Below are 21299 nucleotides of genomic sequence, written 5' to 3'. Positions count from 1 at the left end.
GACAATCAATTAACATACACTAAAGAAATGGAGAGATGACTATGATTAAATTAAATAAAATCAAAAGGAATTGCGTAGCCGCAGTTATTCTTACTATGTGTCTTATGACTGCTGGCTGTGCCAGAAATTCAACTTCAACTACTACTGCATCAGGCGGTGAGACTACCATCACTTCAGCCATTACTAAAGAAGACACAGATGTAACACACGCAGATGATGCTGAGAATTACAGAGTCTCCATTACAGGTGATTTCACTGTGACATCTGATACATCAGATGGAGTTACACAGTCAGGTTCTGTATACACAATCACAAAGGCTGGTGAATATACAGTAACAGGACTTTTATCAGAAGGACAGCTTATCGTTGACGCAGGTAATGAGAACGAGGTTACTATCGTATTGAACGGAACATCTATCACATGCTCAAGTGGTTCACCTATATACGTTAAAAATGCTTCAGAAGTCAAGATTAAATCAGAAGAGAACTCATTTAACGAAGTAATTGACAATCGTAACGAAGCTACAGAAGATTCTTCTGATGACGCTGGCAACGCAGCAATCTATGCAACATGCGATTTAAAACTCGTCGGCAAAGGAGCCTTAGTTGTAACAGGTAATTACAATAATGGTATCCAGAGCAAGGATGACCTTTCTATTAAAAATGTGATTGTTAAAGTTACTGCTGTGAACAACGCAGTCAAAGTCAACGATGCCGTTGATATTGAATCTGGAAATATAATTGCAATCTCCGCTAAAGGCGATGGCATCAAGACTTCTAACAGCAGTATTTCTAACAAGGGCAACCAGAAGGGAATCGTTACAATCACTAGTGGTAACATTGATATTTATGCAGCCTGTGACGGTATAGACGCATCTTACGGGGCAGATATATCAGGTGACGGTAACTTAAACATTTATACAGATACTTACTCTGAATATAGTGAAGAAGTTACTTCGTCAGGCAGTTCTTCAGGCACGTCTTCTGGCCGGGACAGCTCTGCTAACAAGTCTGCTTCTGCCAATACTGTTTCTTATGTGGCAACTTCTGACACTATTGCCAACGCACCTAGCGGCTTTGGTGGTGGCAACATGGGTAGCGGCAATGCTCCAGATATGAGTAACGGCAACGCTCCCAATATGAACGGCAGCTCTGATAGAAATAAGACCGGTGGCAACCGTCCAGGAATGCCTGGTGACTTTAATGAATCCGGTAATTCTTCTGGACAGTCCTACTCAACTAAGGGTATTAAAGCTGAAAGCGAAATAAATATTTCAGGCTTTACAATTAACATATGTTCAACAGATGATGGTATCCATGCCAACTCTGACTCAGGTGTACTTGAAACCGGTGAGGACGGCAAAGGAACTATTGTTATCAACGGCGGTTCAATTACAATTTCTTCTGGCGATGACGGCATGCACGCTGACAAACAGCTTGATGTCAATGACGGTTACATTAATGTAGTAACTTCATATGAAGGACTTGAGGCTATGACTATCAACTTAAATGGCGGCAAGATATATGTATACGCTACTGATGATGGCATTAATGCCTGCACAGGTGATGGAAAGACTTCTCCAATTGTCAATGTAACTGGTGGATATATAGATGTCACAACTACGTCTGGTGATACTGATGGTATTGATTCTAATGGAAATTACGTACAGACCGGTGGATTTGTATTAGTTAAAGGTGGCAGTTCATCTGGAAATGTATCAGGATCAATTGATGTAGATGGTACCGTAACGATAACCGGTGGAACATGCGTTGCCCTCGGTGGTGTATGCGAAACACCTGTAAACTCTGCTAATGCTTATGTATTAGGTTCCGTATCATTCAGTTCTGGAAGCTATTCACTTAAAGATTCTTCTGGCAACGAAGTTATAAGCTTCACTGTTGACGGTTCATTTAGCAACGGCTGGATATGTTCTGACACTCTTACAACCGGCTCAAGCTACACACTCTACCGGGGGGCAGACTCTATTGCAGACTGGACTCAGGAATCTGGAACAATGGGAGCTTCTGGCACTGGCGGCTTTGGCGGCGGTAACATGGGCGGCATGGGCGGTCAGAATGGTGGCTTCGGCGGTGGCAGACGATAAGATACTTCACATTTACTCTCCTTATTTTCTCCTTGCCAATCCCTCCCCAATATGCTACAATCCATTTATGTTTACTTTATTGATTTAAAGCGTTACGCTTTAAACCCGTGAAGTAAGCTATAATACATTTAATATGGGGGTTTTTATGTTAAAACTGGTTATTCTTATTATCTACTTTGCGGTGCTGATAGGCATTGGATTATACTGCCGCAAGCATGCAACTGATGTTAATGGTTTCGTTCTCGGTGGAAGAAGCGTTGGTCCGTGGCTCACCGCATTTGCATATGGAACATCTTATTTCTCGGCTGTTGTATTCGTTGGATACGCAGGCCAGTTTGGCTGGAAATACGGCATTGCCGCAACCTGGGCTGGTATCGGCAACGCAATTATAGGTTCACTTCTTGCATGGGTTGTACTTGGCAGAAGAACAAGAATTATGAGTCAGCACCTTGATTCAGCAACCATGCCACAGTATTTTGGAAAAAGATTCGGAAGCAATCCATTAAAAATCGGTGCTTCTGTTATAATATTCATTTTTCTGATTCCATACACAGCTTCACTTTACAATGGACTTTCAAGACTTTTCGGTATGGCTTTCAACATTGATTACAGCGTCTGTATCATAATCATGGCAACTCTTACCGCAATCTATGTAATTGCCGGCGGTTACATGGCTACTGCAATCAATGATTTCATTCAGGGAATTATCATGTTATTCGGTATCGTTGCAGTTATTGCTGCCGTAATCCACTCTAAGGGCGGCTTCATGTCTGCACTGCAGGGTCTTGCAAATGTGTCTGACCCGGCAGTAAGCGATACTCCCGGTATATTTGCTTCATTTTTCGGACCTGACCCATTCAACCTTTTATGCGTTGTAATCCTTACATCACTTGGAACATGGGGACTTCCTCAGATGGTTCAGAAATTCTATGCCATTGATAATGAAGCTTCTATACAGAAGGGTACTGTAATCTCAACAATATTTGCGCTTATAGTTTCAGGCGGATGCTATTTTCTCGGAGGTTTCGGAAGATTATTCTCTGACCAGATAGATGTCAAGGCTAACGGCTTCGACTCAATAATACCAACAATGCTTTCTAATTTAAGTCCTGCGCTTATTGCATTAGTTGTAATTCTCGTGTTGTCAGCTTCAATGTCTACACTTTCATCACTTGTAATAGCTTCTAGCTCAACACTTACTATTGACTTCTTAAAAGATAACTTTATCAAGAATATGAGTGAAAAGAAACAGGTATTATACATAAGAATTCTTGTTGTTGTATTCATTGCGATATCTGCAATACTTGCACTTATCCAGTACAAGAGTTCTGTAACATTTATTGCACAGCTTATGGGAATATCTTGGGGTGCACTTGCAGGTTCATTCCTTGCACCATTTATGTTCTCGCTTTACTCTAAGAAGGTTTCCAAAGCATCATGCTGGGCATGCTTTTTATTCAGCTCAGTACTTATGCTTGCTAACATCTTCTTCAGAGCAGGCTTCCCAACATGGCTCCAGTCACCTATCAACTGCGGTGCATTTGCAATGTTTGCCGGAATGATTATCGTTCCTGTAGTCAGCCTGTTTACACCGAAGCCAGATAAAGAACTTGTCGACAGCGCATTTGCATGCTACGAAAAAGAAACAGAAGTGCCACAGAAGACAGCACTTGGAAAATAATTCGCAACATATCTAATATTTATATACCCTTTACAACAAAACCTCCTTGTGCTATAACAACCAAAGTTATAAAACACAAGGAGGTTATTTATGGCATCAAAGCTTCACAACGCCCTCGCTAAGAAGCTTCCGGATATACAGATGTCCGAAGCCTTCATAAACTGCGTATTCCTTGCCATGTCCGGTGGACTTCAGGATGCATATACATATTTTACAAGAAATGAAGTATTCTCCAACGCACAGACCGGTAATGTGGTTCTTATGAGTACACATTTTATGATGGGTGAATGGTATCAGGGATTAAAATATCTTCTGCCATTCTTAGCATTTGGTCTTGGCGTATTCGTAACAGAGCGGATTCAGGGCAAATATAAAAATGCCACCAGACTTCACTGGCGGCAGGCAATATTACTTATTGAAATTATTATCTTAATTGCAGTTGGCTTCATGCCCCACTCAATGGACATGTTTGCAACAATAATCGTATCGTTCTCATGTGCTATGCAGGTACAGGCATTTAGAAAAGTCAATGGCTATTCCTATGCAAGCACCATGTGCATCGGTAACTTAAGAAGCGGTACAGACGCACTTTCAGTATTTGTGCGTACTGGCAATAAAACATCTCTTAAGAAAGCCGGATATTATTTTGGCATAATATTATTCTTTGCAATCGGCGCAGGTATCGGTGGAAACCTTTCAATGCTGTTCGGAATCCACACAATATGGATTTCAAGTGCACTGCTTTCAATCAGCGTACTTCTTATGTTTGCGGAGAAATTAAAAATATAATGTAAATGATTCCTTATCATAGTCATAACACATTCTAACATAAAACCCCAATCCGTGGCATAGATTGTATAAATGAAACTTCCGGAGTCCCGACATGCGAGACTATATAGAAGAACGTGCCACCCAGCTGGCATATTACATAATTGAGCATAAAGCCACTGTAAGACAGACAGCCAAAGTATTTAATGTAAGCAAAAGCACTGCACATAAAGATGTAACTGCACGACTTATGGAAATCAATCCTGAACTAGCCAAAGAAGCCAGAAAGGTTCTTGATGTCAATAAACAAGAAAGACACATCCGCGGAGGTATGGCTACTAAAGAAAAATACCTCCACGCATGTGCCAGATAATTTAAAATATTACAATATTGATGACACTTTAAGTCCATGTTCCTTTGATAAGTCAACAAACGTGTCACCACATTGTACAACAGGCTGGCTTAACGCATTATCATTAATAAGTATAACCTTTCCTGTTCTTCCATCTGATAGTCTTACATCATTGTGAATATATGATGATGCAACATTTTTAAGAAATGGCAGAATATATTTAGGATCAAACTTGGTGAATGCATCACAATGCATTGTTTCTATAACCTCAAACGGACACAATGCACCTCTATACACTCTGGCAGCAGTCATGGCATCATATACATCTGCTATCGCAATAATCTTTGCAGAAACCGGAATACTCTCGCTCTTCAAGCCAAATGGATATCCTGTTCCATCACATTTTTCATGATGGAGCAGGCATGCCTCCTTAATACGCATATCAATATTCTGGTTCTTTAACTTCTCATAGCCAAGATTAACATGCTGCTTCATGATTTTATATTCATCCTCTGTAAGTCTGCCCGGCTTTGTAAGAATCTCATTAGGAATCATTAACTTTCCGATATCATGCAACAATCCACATATAATAAGAATCCTTATATCTTCCTTACTATACTTAAGCCACTGCCCAATAATAGACGATATCAATGCTACATTCACGCAATGAACATATGTAAGGTCATCAAACTGTCTCATGCTGTGAAGCATATCAAAAAGCTGTAAACTGTTATTATTCTCAGAAAGAATCTGCTGTGTTCCTTCAATCAGCTTATCAGTATCAATAGGACTATTATTGGTTACTACCTCATTAAGTCCATCCTTGATATCAATTATATTCTCATCGTAAGTCTTTTTAAACTTCTTGAACTGTCTGCTCTTTCTGATTTTGTCAAAATATTTTTCATTCTCTGTATTTCTCTTGGAGTCTATCCCTGATTGATTATCCTCTAATTCATCATTATCATATATCCTGACTTCCAGAATATGATGATTAGAAATATTTGCAATTATATCATAATCAAGTATTGTACCTTTTTTTACAAGAATCTTTCCATCTGGTGTATTCACATCTTCAGATAATTGGTCTCCCTCTTTCGCATCAAATATAAAAATTATTTTTTCACTCATCACTCTTCCCCTTGTGCTTTACATCTGTACGCTAAATATGAATTAATTATAAATTTCCATATAGAAAATGTCAAATTACTCTTGACGAATGTTTAAATATTGTGTAGTATCTTATGCGGTAATATTAATTGAATATTTTATATCCCTTATTAAGAGCGGTGGAGATACATAGGATCTATGAAACCCGGCAACCCCTTTTGAGGAAGGTGCCAACCTGAGCGATATTAGTCGAACAATAAGAGGATTTCGATACAGTCTATCGGGTCCCTTGTCGGGGACCTTTTTTTGTGCGAGTAGCGATAGCAATGTAATTCTGGCGTCTGAGCTACGAGCGCGAGTAGCGATGAGAATAGACACGATAAGGTATGGGATAGACATATTCACGATAAAACAAAAAGGAGATAACATGGAAAAAAGATTATTTACTTCAGAATCAGTAACAGAAGGACATCCAGATAAGATCTGCGACCAGATTTCAGATGCAGTATTAGATGCTCTCTATGAGCAGGATCCATACTCAAGAGTAGCCTGCGAAACTCTTACTAACACAGGTTTTATTATGGTAATGGGCGAGGTTACAACTAAGGCTAACATAGACATTCCTTCTATTGTAAGAAAAACAGTTACAGATATTGGTTATGACAGCTCTGATAAGGGATTTGATGGTAATACCTGTGCTGTTATGGTTGCATTAGACAAGCAGTCAGCTGATATTGCTATGGGTGTTGATAAGGCTCTTGAAGCCAAAGACGGCGAAATTGATGATTCAGAGGGTGGCGCCGGCGACCAGGGTATGATGTTTGGTTACGCAACTAACGAAACTCCTGAATTCATGCCTTACTCTTCTGCACTTGCACAGAAGCTTTCTAAGCAGCTTACAAAGGTTCGCAAGGATGGAACTCTTTCTTACTTAAGACCAGACGGAAAGACTCAGGTAACAGTTGAATACGATGAAAACAAAAAGCCAATAAGACTTGATGCTATCGTTGTTTCATCACAGCATGCTCCAGAAGTATCTCAGGAACAGATTCATGAGGATATTAAGAAATATGTTATTGACGCTATCGTTGACCCAGCTATGATTGACGCTGATACTAAGATATACATCAATCCTACAGGCCGTTTTGTAATTGGCGGTCCTAACGGAGATTCAGGTCTTACTGGTCGTAAGATTATCGTTGATACTTACGGTGGTGCCGCAAGACATGGTGGTGGTGCTTTCTCTGGTAAAGACTGCACTAAGGTTGACCGTTCTGCTGCATACGCTGCAAGATATGTTGCAAAGAATATTGTTGCTGCCGGACTTGCTGACAGATGTGAAATCCAGCTTTCATATGCAATCGGTGTCGCAAGACCAACATCTATCATGGTTGATACATTTGGTACAGGAAAGCTTGATGAAGAAAAAATCGTTGAAATCATCCGTGAGAACTTCGATTTAAGACCTAACGGAATCATTAAGATGCTCGACTTAAGAAGACCTATCTATAAGCAGACAGCTGCTTATGGTCACTTTGGACGCACAGATCTTAATCTCCCTTGGGAGAAGCTTGACAAGGTTGATGTACTTGCTAAGTATCTTGGTTAATGATATTTAAATAGAATAACAGACACATATAGTTTTCATTGATGGGCACCCCACATACATCTATATGTGTCTGTTATTTTAATTTGTCTTAATATTTTAAAAATATATTTTATTTAATTATATATAAATATCTTCTCGGAAAAGACATACATAAAGCAAAAAAGTAATCGTCCCATTGGCACTGGAATGACGATTACTTTTTGTAAACCATTATTTCAGAGCAGCCGTCTTGCTTCACGGCAGCACCTTTTTCAATTGAATTATATCATGCATATTTTATTTATGCAAGTAATAACAACTCTATTTTCACACCTTCTTCAGCCACTTCTTCCGCTCCATGCGCACAAGGAATATTGCGCCCCTGAAGCAAAGCTCTGCAGCCATCGCAATCCACACACCAACAAGTCCATATCTGCCGACAAGCAGGAATGAAAGGACGACACGAATAGCCCACAGGCTGAAGAAATTCATAAGGCTTGAAACAAGAGTATCTCCTGCCCCACGAAGCACACCAGTTACTACAATTGATGCGCCATACAGTGGCTCTGCAAATGCTTCAATTCTAAGTATAGTTACACCAAGCTCTCTTACTGCCGGATCAGGTGTAAGAATTCCAATCATAAATGGTGCAAATATAAACATCAGAAGTCCGGTGAATGCCATTATTCCCATTCCGAAGGCAACTGAAATTCTTCCAAAAGACAACGCAAGCTTTCCTCTGCCTGCACCGATACTCTGTCCAACAAGTGCTGTTGCAGCCTCCTCAATTCCATAAGCAGGCATATAGCACAGGCTTTCTGCAGTTATTGCAAATGAGTTGGCAGCCACAGCCACAACTCCTAATGGTGCAACAATTCTTGTAATTGTAATCATCGCCCCGAACATAACTACATTTTCAAATGTAACAGGAAGCGATAAAACAAATGACTTCTTTATTGTCGCAAGACCTGCCTTCTCATCAGAATCTGTTCCGTAACCTTTTGATAGCATAGGTGTTCTGAACATCAGAACATAAAACATAATAATTGTAGTGACAATCTCTGCCGCTGTTGTTCCGAGTGCTGCACCCATAACTCCAAGACCGAAGCCAAAACCACGCCATCTGAATATGAATATAAAATTGAATATAACATCAAGTAAACAATTCATAGAATTAAGAATTCCCGGCGTCCTCGTATTACCGCAGCTCTGCAGCATTCTCGTACCAAGACGGTTAAATCCTAATGCCGGCATAGACAATGATGTTATAAGAAAATACATTGCCGCATCCTTCTGTATCGACTCTTCTCCACCAAGCCATGCTGGAAGTCCCCAGCTTATCATGGCTCCGGCAGCACCAATAATAATTGATATAAGAAGAACAATTCCAAATGACTGTAAGAACACTCTTCTTGCCCTGTTAAACTTCTTTGCCCCGACAAGCTGTGCCACCTGAATTGAAAATCCAAGTGATGGTGCAGAAGCAAGGCTTCCAAGCAGCCATGTCGTTGTCGATACAAGACCTATTGAAGCCGAACAGCCTGCCCCCAGTCTTCCAACCATAGACGCATCAATATACTGCATTATAATTGATGACACCTGTGCCAGAATCGTAGGCAGACTCAGCATAATTACAAGTCTTATCTTCTGTTCAAATGTAATCTCTTTATTATTTCTTATATAGGAAAGTGTATCTTCCTTCATTTAGCATTACCCTTCTACAATATTTTTAGCATGCTCAAGAGCTGCATCAATGTTGGCACAGAAATTATCTCTTCCAATCTCATCTGCAAAGCCAGCATGCTCCATGACTGACATAGGCTGTTCATTAACATGTGAAAGAATCATAACAGCGCCATGTCTTTTACATACCGCATGAATATTTCTTAAAGATCTGAGAGCAGTAACATCCATTGCAGGAACACCTCTCATTCTTACAATAACTGCCTTAGAACCTGATACTGTCTGGATATCAAGAAACTTGTCCGCAGCTGCAAAAAACATTGGTCCATTAATCTCATATACAAGCGTATCCTTAGGAACCTGCTTAAGATTAATATTGTCAGGATCGTTATTCTCATCTATATTATCACCAATATATTTCCAGCTCTTAACTTCAGTAACATCAGCCATTCTCTTAAGGAAAAGAAGTGCTGTAAGCACAACACCAACTTCAATAGCAACAACAAGGTCAAATACAATAGTAAGTACTGCTGTTGTAAGAAGCACAAGAATATCGCTCTTAGGTGAAGTCTTACAAAGAGAAATCATTTCTCTCCAGCCACTCATGTTATAAGCTACCATGAAAAGAATTGCTGCAATTGCCGGCATTGGAATCCATGCTGCATATGGCATAAGCACAACAAGGATAAGAAGAAGTGTTACAGAATGAACCATACCCGCGATTGGTGTACGTCCACCATTCTTAACATTAGCTGCTGTTCTCGCGATTGCGCCTGTTGCCGGAATTCCACCAAATAAAGCCGACACAAGGTTACCTGCACCCTGCGCAACGAGTTCCATATTAGGCTTATGTCTGCTTCCAATCATACCATCAGAAACAACGCATGATAAAAGTGACTCAATACCTGCAAGTACCGCAATTGTAAATGCATCCGGCAAAAGATTCTTAACCATTGTTATATTAACATGTGGTATGCTGATACCCGGCAGCTTGCTTGAAATTGTATATAAATCTCCAATAGTCTTAGCCTGCATTCCAAGTTTAACCATAATTACAGAAACTATAACAGCAATTAAAGATGCCGGAATCTTCTCTAACTTCTTAAATCTAGGCCATATAATAAGAATTGCAAGTGAAACACCACCTACAACGAGCGCCTGCCAGTTAAATGTGTTAATACATTTAAACACTGCATTTAACTTATCAAGCGTCTCAATAGTTGGTCCTGTATACGCAGAAGTATCAAGGCCTAAGAAATCCTTAATCTGTCCTACAAGAATAGTAACAGCTATACCAAATGTAAATCCAGTTGTAATTGTATAAGGAATAAATCTGATAAGATTACCAAATTTAAGAAATCCCATGATAATAAGAATGATACCAGCCATAATTGTTGCAACAATAAGGCCATCCATTCCGTTCTGTGCCACAATTCCTGCAACAATAGTTGCAAATGCAGCTGTAGGTCCTGCAATCTGAACCCTGCTTCCGCCAAGGAATGAAATAACAAAACCAGCAAATATAGCTGTGTAGATACCCTGCTCAGGACCCACTCCTGATGCCAACGCAAGTGCGATAGATAATGGTAACGCGATGATTGCAACTATAATACCTGCAATAACATCATTAACAAACTGCTTCTTAGAATAGCCTTTCATAACATCAAAAAGCTTTGGTACGAATTGATTCATTGTTTTCCCCTTAAGTGGTTTTACCACATTTCTCATATTCTTAATAGTGCATAACATGCCTGCTGATATATGTAAATCCCGTTTTAATGCGGAAATAATAAGAATAAATAAGGCTGCACACCCATTAATAGCTGTGCAACCCTAGTCCTGTCAATCATATTAATATTTAATTAGTCACGATTACTGTTCTGTTGAAGATGTATCATTAATTGTTACATTATCACATACAAACTCAACAACCTTCTGATAAAGTACCTGATATCCTATCTCTGCATTCATTGTCTTTCCATAGGTATCAAGAATTTCCTGATAATCATTATATCCATAATAAGAAGCAAGTTCTTCACCTGTTGAATTAATATCATCCGCACTAACTGTAATATTATTATCAGCAGCAATCATTGTAATAATCATTTTCTGTAAAAGATATTGCTTTGCATAATTGTCTGCATATTCGTTAAATGCATCCAGAGAATCAAAATTATATGCACTCTTAAGATAATCTTCCTTTGATGAATATGATGAACTGTATGACTGATACTCTGAATCAACATTATTATTAAGTGTTTTCAAAAGGTCTGCAAGCTCTTCGCTTGGATATTCTGAAACATCAAGACCATCTGACATCTGTGAATAAGCAGTCTCAAATACTGTACTTGATCTGTTAGACGCTGCCTGTGTTTCAAGGTAATTCTTAACATATGCTCTTAAATCCTCAACATTTGTAAGTTCAGCATCCGAAACACCTAATTTTGATGCATTAGCTGTTACCCATTCATCATTAAGCTCCGGAACAACTGTTACATCAATTTCCTTTACAGTTACTGTAAATACGACCTGCTTTCCGGCAAGGTCTGAATTCTGGTAGCTTTCAGGGAATGTACATGGAATATCTGTCTCTACACCAACTGTAAGTCCAACAAGTCCTTTATCAAGATCATCGATAAATTTACCTGAACCAATTGTGTAAGAAGCATCTGTTGCTGTTCCACCTGAAAATGCTGTTCCGTCAAGCTTTCCGCTATAATCAAGCTTAATTGTATCACCTGACTTTGTAGTACCTGTTGTCTGGGCATCTGTAGTTGCAGTTGCCTCCAGAAGGCTCTGTATATAATCCTCAACATCTGAATCAGTTACTTTATAATCAGATTCTGCCAGGTCTACTGACATTCCTTTCCAATCTGAAAGTGATACAAATGTCTTATATATACCAGCATTATCTGTAATTGTTGCAGCATATTCATCTGCATTTATCTCTGTGTTGACTGTCGAAGGTGTCTTATCAACTTCCTTCTTTTTTGAATCACATGCTACTAAAGATGCTGCAAGTGCACCAACAAGTAACACACTGAATAATTTCTTTTTCATATACTTCCTCGTTTCTATATACATAAACATTAGCTGCTTAACAGCAAGCCTTATATTTATAGCACATTTACGATAAAAATAAAAGTAATTTCACACTAATTTCACTTTTTTATACAGCATTAAACTGTTATAATCTCAATGTACTAAAACATTTGGGAGGATACCGTTTAACAATGGTAATTATTCTATGAAAAAACTTAATAAAATCACATATTTTTCGTATGTAATTCTTGTCATTCTGATTCTTGGTTTTCTGCTCACAGCATGTCAGAAGCCTGCGGTTACTCTGACTACCCCGGAGTCTGTGAACGGCTTTAAGTTAAACACATTTGTGCAGATTGACTCTTACTCAGGTATTCCGAAAAAAACTCTTAATGAGGCTCTCAATCTGTGTGACTACTATGAAAACATTTTTTCAAGAACTAAAGAAGACAGCGAATTATCAAGGGTTAATTCTAACCAGACAACTGACATATCTAAGGAACTGTATGAATTAATCAGCGCCGGACTTGAATATGCTGCTTTGAGTAATGGAGCATTTGACATAACAATAGGAAGCGTTTCAAGTCTGTGGGACTTCACTGCAGAATCGCCAAAAGTTCCTGACAGCGGACGGATTGCCGAAGCTTTGACACATGTCGATTACACCAGGGTCAGTGTGTCCGATAACGGTGATGGTACTTATTCCATAAGTAAACCCGATGATGTCATCCTTGACCTCGGAGCTGTTGCTAAGGGCTATATTGCTGACAAAATCAAAGATTTTCTTGAAGAAAATGGTGTAAAACATGCTATAATCAATCTTGGTGGCAATGTTTTATGTATTGGTAAGAAAACTAACACAGATAACTTCGGAATTGGCGTAAGGAAGCCATTTGCAGCCAATAATGAAGTGCTGGTTGCTCTTTCTGTTGATGATTCCTCTGTTGTATCATCTGGCAACTATGAGCGGTATTTCTATGCTGACGACGGCACATTTTACCATCATATACTTAACCCGGCCACAGGCTATTCTTATGACAATGACCTGTCCGATGTCACTATTTTATCAAAGGATTCGCTCACCGGAGACTGCTTAAGTACAACCTGCTTCTGCCTCGGGCTTGAAGACGGTATGAAGCTTATTGAAAGCCTTGATGGAATTGAAGCTATATTTGTGACTAATGAAGGTGAAATTCACTATTCCAGTGGAGCAAAGGCCTATGTAAAGAGCTGAGATATCTCGCGGTACCAGGCTTAACTTAATATCAAAAAATGAAATGGAGAACATACAATGATAAGACTCATATTAATCGTTATATTTGCAATAATAATATTCTTTGCCAGCCTTATAATGCTTCCTATATTCTGGCTTATTGGCAAGTTCAATCAGGATGCTAAGGATCGCGGAAGTCTCCGCTTTGTACAGGGTGTTTTTAAGGTTGTTCTTTTTCTGTCTGGTGTTACAACAACCGTAAAAGGACTTGAAAATCTCCCTAAAGACAAAGAAGCTGTACTTTTTGTAGGCAATCATCATGGTTTCTTTGACACAATTATTTCTTACACATACATGAAGCCCAGAACTGGCTTTGTTGCCAAGAAAGAGATTGAAAAAGTCCCTCTTCTTAATATATGGATGAGATATCTTTACTGTCTCTTCCTTGACAGAAAAAATATGAAAGAAGGTTTAAAGACTATCCTTACCGGCATTGATTACTTGAAAGCTGGAACTTCAATTGTTATATTCCCTGAAGGAACAAGAAATAAAAGCATTGATGGTGTTCTCCCTTTCCATGCAGGAAGCTTTAAGCTTGCTGAAAAATCAGGCTGCAAGATTATTCCTATGGTACAGAACAACACAGCTGCTGCATTAGAAGACCACCTTCCATTCTTTAAAAAGACTCACACTGTCCTTGAATTCGGCAAACCAATCGATGTCGCCAGCATGGATCGCGAGCAGAAAAAGACTCTTGCTAAAGATGTGCAGGATCTTATTGAGAAGATGTACGAGGAAAATAAGGCGCTTGTGTAGGTTTGTGTGAGAGGGGACGGTCATGAGGCGAAAGTATATGCCAGCTTCGGACGCGCTCCCGCTCGGACGAATGCGTAGCGTGTACTAAGCGCACTTTCTCACTTTGTGAGAAAGTGCGCTTAGTACCGACGCATTCTTACGGTCCGAAGCTGTCACATACTTCCGCCTCATGACCTTACACTTCACACAAACTTACAATTCGCTTTGGTTTCCCTTTGGGAAACCTTGCTTGCTGGGGTTGGCTGTGCCGCAACATTTTTTGCCGTTGCGGTACAGCCCTTTTTTCACGCTGTCTTTTTGCTTACTTATTGGCAAAAGCCTACTAAATCATATAAAATCAGTCATTTCATCCGTAATTCCCAATTTTCATTGCAAAACTACACTGAACACAGACAGCGTCATTACCGGCAATGCCGTAAATAAGCGTTTTTCTACCGGAAAGATGGGCGTGGATGTGTATATATGCCGGTTTTGGACCGTAAGAATGCGTCGGTACTTGGCAAACGCACCTCACAGCGTGAGGAAGTGCGCTTAGTACCCGCTACGCATTCGTCCGAGTGAAAACGCGTCCAAAAGCGGCATATATACACATCCACGCCCTACCTTCATGGCAGAAAAAAGACCACACCAGCATAGCCGCTAATGTAGTCTCTCGTTCTTACTTATTCTTCTTAAAAAGTCCCTTCTTTTTCTTTTCAGGAACTACAATCTTTCCGCCTCTTACAGACTTGATACCTACAATGTAGATACCACTTACTTCTGCCTTGACTTCTGCCTTGATTGGAATCTGGTCATATACCTTAGGATCACACATAAGTGACATAACTCTTGGTCCAATCTTTGCCTTAACGATTGGCATCTTACGACCTCTGAGAGCCTTAGGTGTCTGATCTAAGACCATCTTAGGAAGTCCGGCATCTTTTAATTTCATCATCTTCTTATCAATGACAAGCATCGACATAACCTGCTTTGCAGCCTCTAACTGTGCATTATTAGCTTCCTGCTTCTTCTGAAGCTTTCTACCCACAATAGTAAGTGCAACAAGTGCTGCTATAAGTACAGCAATAACTATCAATAAAACAATACTCCAAACTGGCATATTTACTACTCCTTCGTTAACTTTTCATATACTAGTCAATTATATCAAAACAATCAGTAATTGCAAGTGTTTTGTGTTGGACTTGGGTCGGAGTATATGGGTATATGTCATTTCCAGACACGCTCCCGCTCGTGAAAGTGCGTAGCGGACACTAAGTTCACTGCCTCACTTCGTGAGGTGTGTTCACTAAGTGCCGACGCACTTCCAACGGTCTGAAAATAACATATACCCACACACTCCGACCACCTCCCCACAAACTCTTGCTTGGTGCCTTTGGCACCATCGCTCTCTGCGGAAATCTCTCTCGCCAGCCCCACCTCCGCCAAAGGCGGACAGGGGAAGTGACAGTATAAGGGGGCAGGGTGTGCATATGCTGTAGCGTAAGACCGTTGGAAAGACGTCGGCACTTGGCAAACGCACCTCACGAAGTGAGGCAGTGCGCCTAGTACCGCTACGCCTTTCCACGAGCGGAAGCGTGTCTTACGATGCAACATATACACACTATGCGCCCGTCCGTCTGCCACTTCTCCCCTAGTCTGTCAACTTATGAAGAAGTGACATCTTCATATCATAATATGCCGGGCTCATGTCAAGATAATGGTTATGAGGATTCTCAAATCTCTGCTCTTCTTCCCATATATTATCAGTGAGCTGATCCTGAACATACTTCTTAATCTCATCAATAGATACTCTGTCCATTACACGCTTGCCGTTCTTTACAACAAGCTGCTGTAACTCTACTGCTGTGCAGTTTTCAAAGTATCTGTTCTTCCAAGGCTTTACAGGGTCTACATAGCGGTAAGGCTTTGAAAGGTCAACAACCTCATCAGCACCTGCTATAAGGTCTGCTATTGCCTTTTTATTCTCGTCATATATTCTGTAAACCTTCTTAAGTCCCGGGTTCGTTATCTTCTCAACATTTTCAGAAATCTTAATTCTTGGCTGGAATACTCCATTCTCCTCTACTGCTGCAATCTTGTACACAGCTCCAAATACAGGATCAGACTTTGCTGTTATAAGTCTCTCACCTACACCAAAGCTGTCAATGCAGCCGCCCTGCTCTAAGATTGACATAATAGTCCATTCATCAAGACTGTTGGAAACAACTATCTTGCAGTCAGTAAGCCCCGCATCATCAAGCATTTTTCTTACCTTCTTAGATAGGTATGCAAGGTCACCACTGTCAAGACGGATGCCCTTAAGACGCTTGCCCATTGGCTCAAGCACTTCCTTTGCACATCTGATGGCATTAGGAATACCTGATTTAACAACATCATAAGTATCTACAAGAAGCACAGTTGCATCCGGGTAATTCTCTGCATAATGCTTAAATGCTTCAAATTCATCACGATAGAACATTACCCAGCTGTGTGCCATTGTTCCACTGATTGGAATATTAAACATCTGACCGGCAAGAACAGTAGCTGTTCCAACCGCACCACCTATATAAGCTGCCCTTGCACCATATACTGCTGCATCCATGTTATGTGCACGTCTCGCGCCGAAATCTGATACAGCACGTCCCTTAGCTGAACGCACGATTCTTCTTGTCTTAGTTGCAATAAGTGACTGGTGGTTAACCTGAAGAAGAATTGCAGTCTCAACAAGCTGTGCATCAAGTAATGGTGCAACAACAGTAATTACAGGTTCATTAGGATACATAATAGTTCCTTCCGGGAATGAATAAATATCTCCCCTGAACTTAAAATCAGCAAGGTATGCAAGGAATTCTTCCCCAAAAAGCCCCTGACCTCTTAAGTATTCAATATCATCTTCATCAAAATGCAGATTCTCTATATATTCAATAATCTGTTCAAGACCTGCAAATATAGCATATCCGGCATTATCAGGATTCTTTCTGTAGAACACATCAAATGCAACCTTTCTTTCCTTGTCCTCATCCTTAAAATAACCATTAGCCATTGTAAGTTCATAAAAATCCATTACCATTGTAAGATTTCTCTCATCAAACTGTTTCTTCATAACTACTCCTTTTTCAAAGAAAAATGTACTATTCATCAATTCTAAGTTCTCTGGTTGTTATTGTTATCTGCATATCACAATCTGAAAGATGTTCACAATTCACTTCCATTCCATACACAAGATATATACTTATTGTATCCTCAGTTCGTTCAATTTCAAGACTTTTCGTTATAATCCCCAGACTCATATTTCCATAAGGTGTCTGGTAATAAGTCATATTTTTACTGCCCATGGTAAACCTCATCTTCGTAGAAACAACACCTTTCTTTGTCACCTCTACGCTGTCACCATCAATCTTGATTATGCTGCTTGACCGTTCCTGTGAATCATCATACACTTCCTCATACCGTATATATTCCTTGCCGTTGACAACTGAGTATGTGCCAACATTTATGACTTCAACCTCATCGTCCTGTGACTCAATTACTTCAACCTCTTCACCTTCACACGAGGCTTCCTCGTCCATTGTTCCCGTATATAATCCTTTAATCTTAATAAAGACCTTATCCTTATTATTCAATCGACTTTCCTCCACTGACTGCTTATAACCCAAGCAGTTCATTTATAAATGTTAAATATTTAAATCTGACTTTACAGCCCCTGTCAGTTACTGTCTTATATTCTTCGTCTGTAAGAACTCCTGCAAGCTTTTCCTTAGAATCCTCTGGAACTACGCCATACACCGCATCTACAAAACATAATGGCGGATACAGCACACACCACCAGTTCTTTCCCTCTGCATCACCTATATCAACCCTGAAAGCCTCATAGTATCCTGCTGGAAATGTTACATCACCGTATGATTTAACCGGAAAATAACTTTTCTCAAAATACACGCTTACATCTTCCATAAATCCATTATCCCGCAAGGTTTTAATAGCAACATTTCTGATATTATCACCTTCTGCCTCTAATATAGTTCTTGACTCTGAAAGAGAATCTGACTCTGAAAGAGCCGGTCTTATGTAATCAACTACTGCTTCCTTAACCTTAAGCTTAACCTCCTGGTCTTCCTGAGAATCACTGTTGGCCCTCACATGGAATCTTATAATACTCTCAGATATGCCTTCTGTAACTGCCTCTAAATTTCCTGCATAAGACACTCTGTAATAACCAACCAGTCCACTGACAGCTATTATAACAATAAGCAGAATTCCAAGTTTCTTTTTAATGTTCATATGATATTTACCCCCCTGATATATCTTCATATCTGGGATTATATCCATATATTTCCATAATAAACAGGAATTTACAAACTAACAAAGGCTGGCATATACAGCCAGCCTCCGTGTAATCTAAAGATTATTTGTTAAGAAGTCTGATAATACCCTTTTCCTGATTAGTAATATGCTGTCTTATGACAATCTTAGTATTTTCTTCATCTTTCTTAGAAAGCTTATCAATGATGTCATTATGTTCGCTGATAAGAATAGAATGTGCTCTTGCATCCTTAACATATTCCAGTCTGTATCTGTACATCTGCTCTCTTAAGTTATTAATGATCTGAATAAGTCTCTGATTATCTGTCATTGCATATATAATATCATGGAAATTCACATCAGCATCTACAATTGCAACCACATCCTTAGATATAATTGCTGCCTCGAATCTCTTATTTGCCATCTTAAGCTCTTCGATTCGCTCTGGAGTAACATTGCGGCATGCAAGTGTTGCTGCAAGCTCCTCAAGTGCCGCTCTTACCTCAAGGACATCTCTCATGTCCTTCTCGGTTATATGGGCAACCTCTGCTCCCTTTCTTGGAATCATTATAACAAGACCCTCCAGCTCAAGCTTTCTGATTGCCTCTCTTATAGGAGTTCTGCTCACTCCAAGCTTATCGGCGAGTTGAATTTCCATAAGCCTTTCACCTGGCTCCATCTCACCACGGAGAATTGCCTGTCTTAAAGTATTAAAAACCACATCTCTTAATGGGAGATAGTCATTAACATCCATCTTAAGTTCACCTTTCATATAAAACCTTGCCTTTCTCTATTACTCTGAATGTGTATTATTTCCACATATATTATGGTGTAAATGTTTCCGTTGTATACACCTGCCTTGCCTCGCCCTTCTGTCTTAAGAACTGCTGACAGGCTATCATTGATTGTTCATCTGGAAATATTCCAAAAACTGTCGGTCCACTGCCACTCATCATAGCATTAATTGCACCATGTTCTATCATATCTTTCTTAATGCTGTCAATGACAGGATACAACGGAATTGTAACTGACTCTAAAACATTTCCCATTCTTGAAGCAACAAGTGCAACATCCTTTAACTTAATAGCCTCAATTATTCCATCTATATCTGGATGCAACTTAACATCTGTGTTATCCAGTTTCTCATACACAAGCTTAGTTGATACATTTACCGGAGGCTTTGCTATAAGAATATGACAAAATGGCATATCCGGAAGCCTTGTAAGCTTCTCTCCAATTCCTTCAGCTAATGCTGTTCCTCTCATAAGACAGTATGGAACATCTGCCCCAATCTCAACACCAAGCTTCATAAGCTCTCTCATTGGAACATTAAGTTCGAAAAGCCTGTTCATTCCAAATAATGCACATGCCGCATCACTTGAACCTCCAGCCATTCCTGCCGCAACCGGAATGAATTTATTAAGATCAACCTCAATTCCACCATCCAGCTTATACTTATTCTTCATAAGCATAATTGCCTTATAAACAAGATTATTCTCATTCACAGGTAGAAATCCTATATTAGTCTTAATTCTTATCTCTTCCTCCGGAATCCTTGTCATTATAATACGGTCATACAAACCAACAGTCTGCATTACCATTCTTACATCATGATATCCGTTCTCGCGTCTTCCAATAACATCAAGTCCAAGATTAATCTTGGCTCTTGCCTTTAATCTGATACTTTCCATATATTACCTAACCTTGTATACAAAATCCATTTTAAAACTATTATATTAAAGATATTGTATGAAATCAAGTACAATATTTAAAATGCACCTTTAAAAAGTTTCATTCTTACGGTATTTATGTGGAGATATCCCCTTTGCCTTCCTGAAAGCATCTCCAAAATAATTACTGTCATTAAAGCCACATTCAAATGCAATATCAGTAATTGATTTGTTTGTTTCAAGCAGCAGATTACAGGCGTTCTGTATTCTTACATTAATAATGTACTCCTTAAATCCAAATCCGGTTGCTGTCTTAAATTTCTTTGAAAGATATGACCTGCTAAGATTAAATTTATCTGCAACATACTCTAAAGACAGATTATCTGCATAATGTTCATATATATATGTGGCAACTTCCTGAATAATCCTGTTATCCACATCTATTTCCTTAATAACATTTTCCTCATAATTCTTACAGCGAATAATAAACAGCAGAAGTTCAATTAGCCCAACCTTTATAAATGCAGGTGACAGCTCATCAGGAGAATCATTTTCAAATATCAGCTTATCAAGCAGGGCAACAACATAATCCCTTCTCTTCTCAGGAATATTAACAACTCCCGGCTTCATGCAGTTTTCCATAAGTTCTTTACCAGTCTGGTTCTGAATCCATTCAGTTGCTTCATTTCTAAAGCTTATAACAATTCTTTCATGCATTCCTTTTCCATTATAAGTTGTCCTGTGAAGACATCCACTTGGAACAATCACAAGATCGCCCTTTCCGAACTTATAAATGTTGTGGTCAATAAAACTTGTGCACTCTCCGCTCGAAAGATAAAATATCTCATTAAACGGATGCACATGTGCCCCTACCCCTGTACTACAACTGGTATTACTTCTTTTTATCCTCTTAATATCAAAATCCTTCGACATATCCTGGAACATATAATCTCTCCTTATCTCAAATACATTTGCGTCTATTATAGTAAT

Annotated in this window: 18 protein-coding genes and 1 riboswitch; of the genes, 7 read left to right on the top strand and 11 right to left on the bottom strand. The window is 39.4% G+C overall.

The window, feature by feature from the left end:
• The first annotated feature begins 41 nt into the window (after positions 1-41).
• The 4 genes from EUBELI_RS00870 to spoIIID all read left to right on the top strand — a co-directional run bounded on the left by EUBELI_RS00870 (position 42) and on the right by spoIIID (position 4927).
• Complete coding sequence (locus EUBELI_RS00870; protein ID WP_012738450.1) at positions 42-2105, top strand: carbohydrate-binding domain-containing protein; 2064 nt, start codon at positions 42-44, stop codon at positions 2103-2105.
• 145 nt (positions 2106-2250) lie between these two features.
• Positions 2251-3786, top strand: a complete 1536-nt coding sequence (locus tag EUBELI_RS00865; RefSeq protein WP_118265326.1) for a sodium:solute symporter family protein — start codon at positions 2251-2253, stop codon at positions 3784-3786.
• 90 nt (positions 3787-3876) lie between these two features.
• Complete coding sequence (locus EUBELI_RS00860) at positions 3877-4575, top strand: YoaK family protein (RefSeq protein WP_012738448.1); 699 nt, start codon at positions 3877-3879, stop codon at positions 4573-4575.
• A 94-nt stretch (positions 4576-4669) separates the two neighbouring features.
• Positions 4670-4927, top strand: coding sequence for a sporulation transcriptional regulator SpoIIID (gene spoIIID, locus EUBELI_RS00855; protein ID WP_012738447.1), 258 nt, complete (start codon positions 4670-4672; stop codon positions 4925-4927).
• Positions 4928-4936: 9 nt separating this feature from the next.
• On the opposite strand, the gene EUBELI_RS00850 is transcribed toward spoIIID, so the two are convergent.
• The gene (locus tag EUBELI_RS00850; protein ID WP_012738446.1) at positions 4937-6037 is read right to left on the bottom strand and encodes an HD-GYP domain-containing protein; all 1101 of its coding nucleotides are present in this window, start codon (positions 6035-6037) and stop codon (positions 4937-4939) included.
• A 143-nt stretch (positions 6038-6180) separates the two neighbouring features.
• Positions 6181-6279: riboswitch (SAM riboswitch) on the top strand.
• A gap of 164 nt (positions 6280-6443) precedes the next feature.
• On the opposite strand from EUBELI_RS00850, the gene metK reads away from it, so the two are divergent.
• Entirely contained in the window at positions 6444-7625 is a 1182-nt protein-coding gene (gene metK / locus EUBELI_RS00845) for a methionine adenosyltransferase (protein WP_041687868.1), read from the top strand.
• A gap of 306 nt (positions 7626-7931) precedes the next feature.
• Here the strand turns inward: metK and EUBELI_RS00840 are convergent, their stop codons facing one another.
• The 3 genes from EUBELI_RS00840 to tig form a co-directional block, all read right to left on the bottom strand.
• Positions 7932-9308 carry an MATE family efflux transporter gene (locus EUBELI_RS00840; protein ID WP_012738444.1) on the bottom strand — a complete coding sequence of 459 codons (1377 nt, stop codon included), beginning with the start codon at positions 9306-9308 and terminating at the stop codon, positions 7932-7934.
• 6 nt (positions 9309-9314) lie between these two features.
• A complete protein-coding gene (locus EUBELI_RS00835) occupies positions 9315-10979 on the bottom strand; it encodes a SulP family inorganic anion transporter (protein ID WP_041688387.1) in 1665 nt (554 codons plus the stop codon).
• A 180-nt stretch (positions 10980-11159) separates the two neighbouring features.
• Entirely contained in the window at positions 11160-12347 is a 1188-nt protein-coding gene (tig, locus tag EUBELI_RS00830; protein ID WP_041687867.1) for a trigger factor, read from the bottom strand.
• Between the two features lie 187 nt (positions 12348-12534).
• Here tig and EUBELI_RS00825 point away from each other — a divergent pair, with 187 nt between their 5' ends.
• Both EUBELI_RS00825 and EUBELI_RS00820 read left to right on the top strand, forming a co-directional pair.
• Positions 12535-13563, top strand: coding sequence for an FAD:protein FMN transferase (locus EUBELI_RS00825; protein ID WP_012738441.1), 1029 nt, complete (start codon positions 12535-12537; stop codon positions 13561-13563).
• A 57-nt stretch (positions 13564-13620) separates the two neighbouring features.
• On the top strand, positions 13621-14358 hold the full coding sequence (locus EUBELI_RS00820) for a lysophospholipid acyltransferase family protein (protein ID WP_012738440.1): 738 nt from the start codon (positions 13621-13623) through the stop codon (positions 14356-14358).
• Between the two features lie 658 nt (positions 14359-15016).
• Here EUBELI_RS00820 and EUBELI_RS00815 read toward each other — a convergent pair.
• From EUBELI_RS00815 to EUBELI_RS00780, 7 genes are all read right to left on the bottom strand, one after another.
• Entirely contained in the window at positions 15017-15457 is a 441-nt protein-coding gene (locus EUBELI_RS00815) for a hypothetical protein (protein WP_012738439.1), read from the bottom strand.
• Between the two features lie 531 nt (positions 15458-15988).
• The gene (locus EUBELI_RS00805) at positions 15989-17440 is read right to left on the bottom strand and encodes a nicotinate phosphoribosyltransferase (RefSeq protein ID WP_041687865.1); all 1452 of its coding nucleotides are present in this window, start codon (positions 17438-17440) and stop codon (positions 15989-15991) included.
• Between the two features lie 28 nt (positions 17441-17468).
• Positions 17469-17960 (bottom strand): DUF1934 domain-containing protein, encoded by a 492-nt coding sequence (locus EUBELI_RS00800; protein WP_049777832.1) that lies wholly within the window; start codon positions 17958-17960, stop codon positions 17469-17471.
• Positions 17961-17982: 22 nt separating this feature from the next.
• Complete coding sequence (spoIIR, locus tag EUBELI_RS00795) at positions 17983-18618, bottom strand: stage II sporulation protein R (RefSeq protein WP_228003414.1); 636 nt, start codon at positions 18616-18618, stop codon at positions 17983-17985.
• Positions 18619-18742: 124 nt separating this feature from the next.
• Complete coding sequence (locus EUBELI_RS00790; protein WP_012738434.1) at positions 18743-19411, bottom strand: GntR family transcriptional regulator; 669 nt, start codon at positions 19409-19411, stop codon at positions 18743-18745.
• 52 nt (positions 19412-19463) lie between these two features.
• Positions 19464-20330 carry a 4-(cytidine 5'-diphospho)-2-C-methyl-D-erythritol kinase gene (gene ispE, locus EUBELI_RS00785; RefSeq protein ID WP_012738433.1) on the bottom strand — a complete coding sequence of 289 codons (867 nt, stop codon included), beginning with the start codon at positions 20328-20330 and terminating at the stop codon, positions 19464-19466.
• A 90-nt stretch (positions 20331-20420) separates the two neighbouring features.
• Complete coding sequence (locus EUBELI_RS00780; protein WP_012738432.1) at positions 20421-21254, bottom strand: AraC family transcriptional regulator; 834 nt, start codon at positions 21252-21254, stop codon at positions 20421-20423.
• Positions 21255-21299 lie beyond the last annotated feature (45 nt).

The organism is [Eubacterium] eligens ATCC 27750 (assembly GCF_000146185.1).
In the GTDB taxonomy this organism is placed as follows: Bacteria; Bacillota; Clostridia; order Lachnospirales; family Lachnospiraceae; genus Lachnospira; species Lachnospira eligens.
This window is presented reverse-complemented; position numbering and strand designations above follow the sequence as displayed.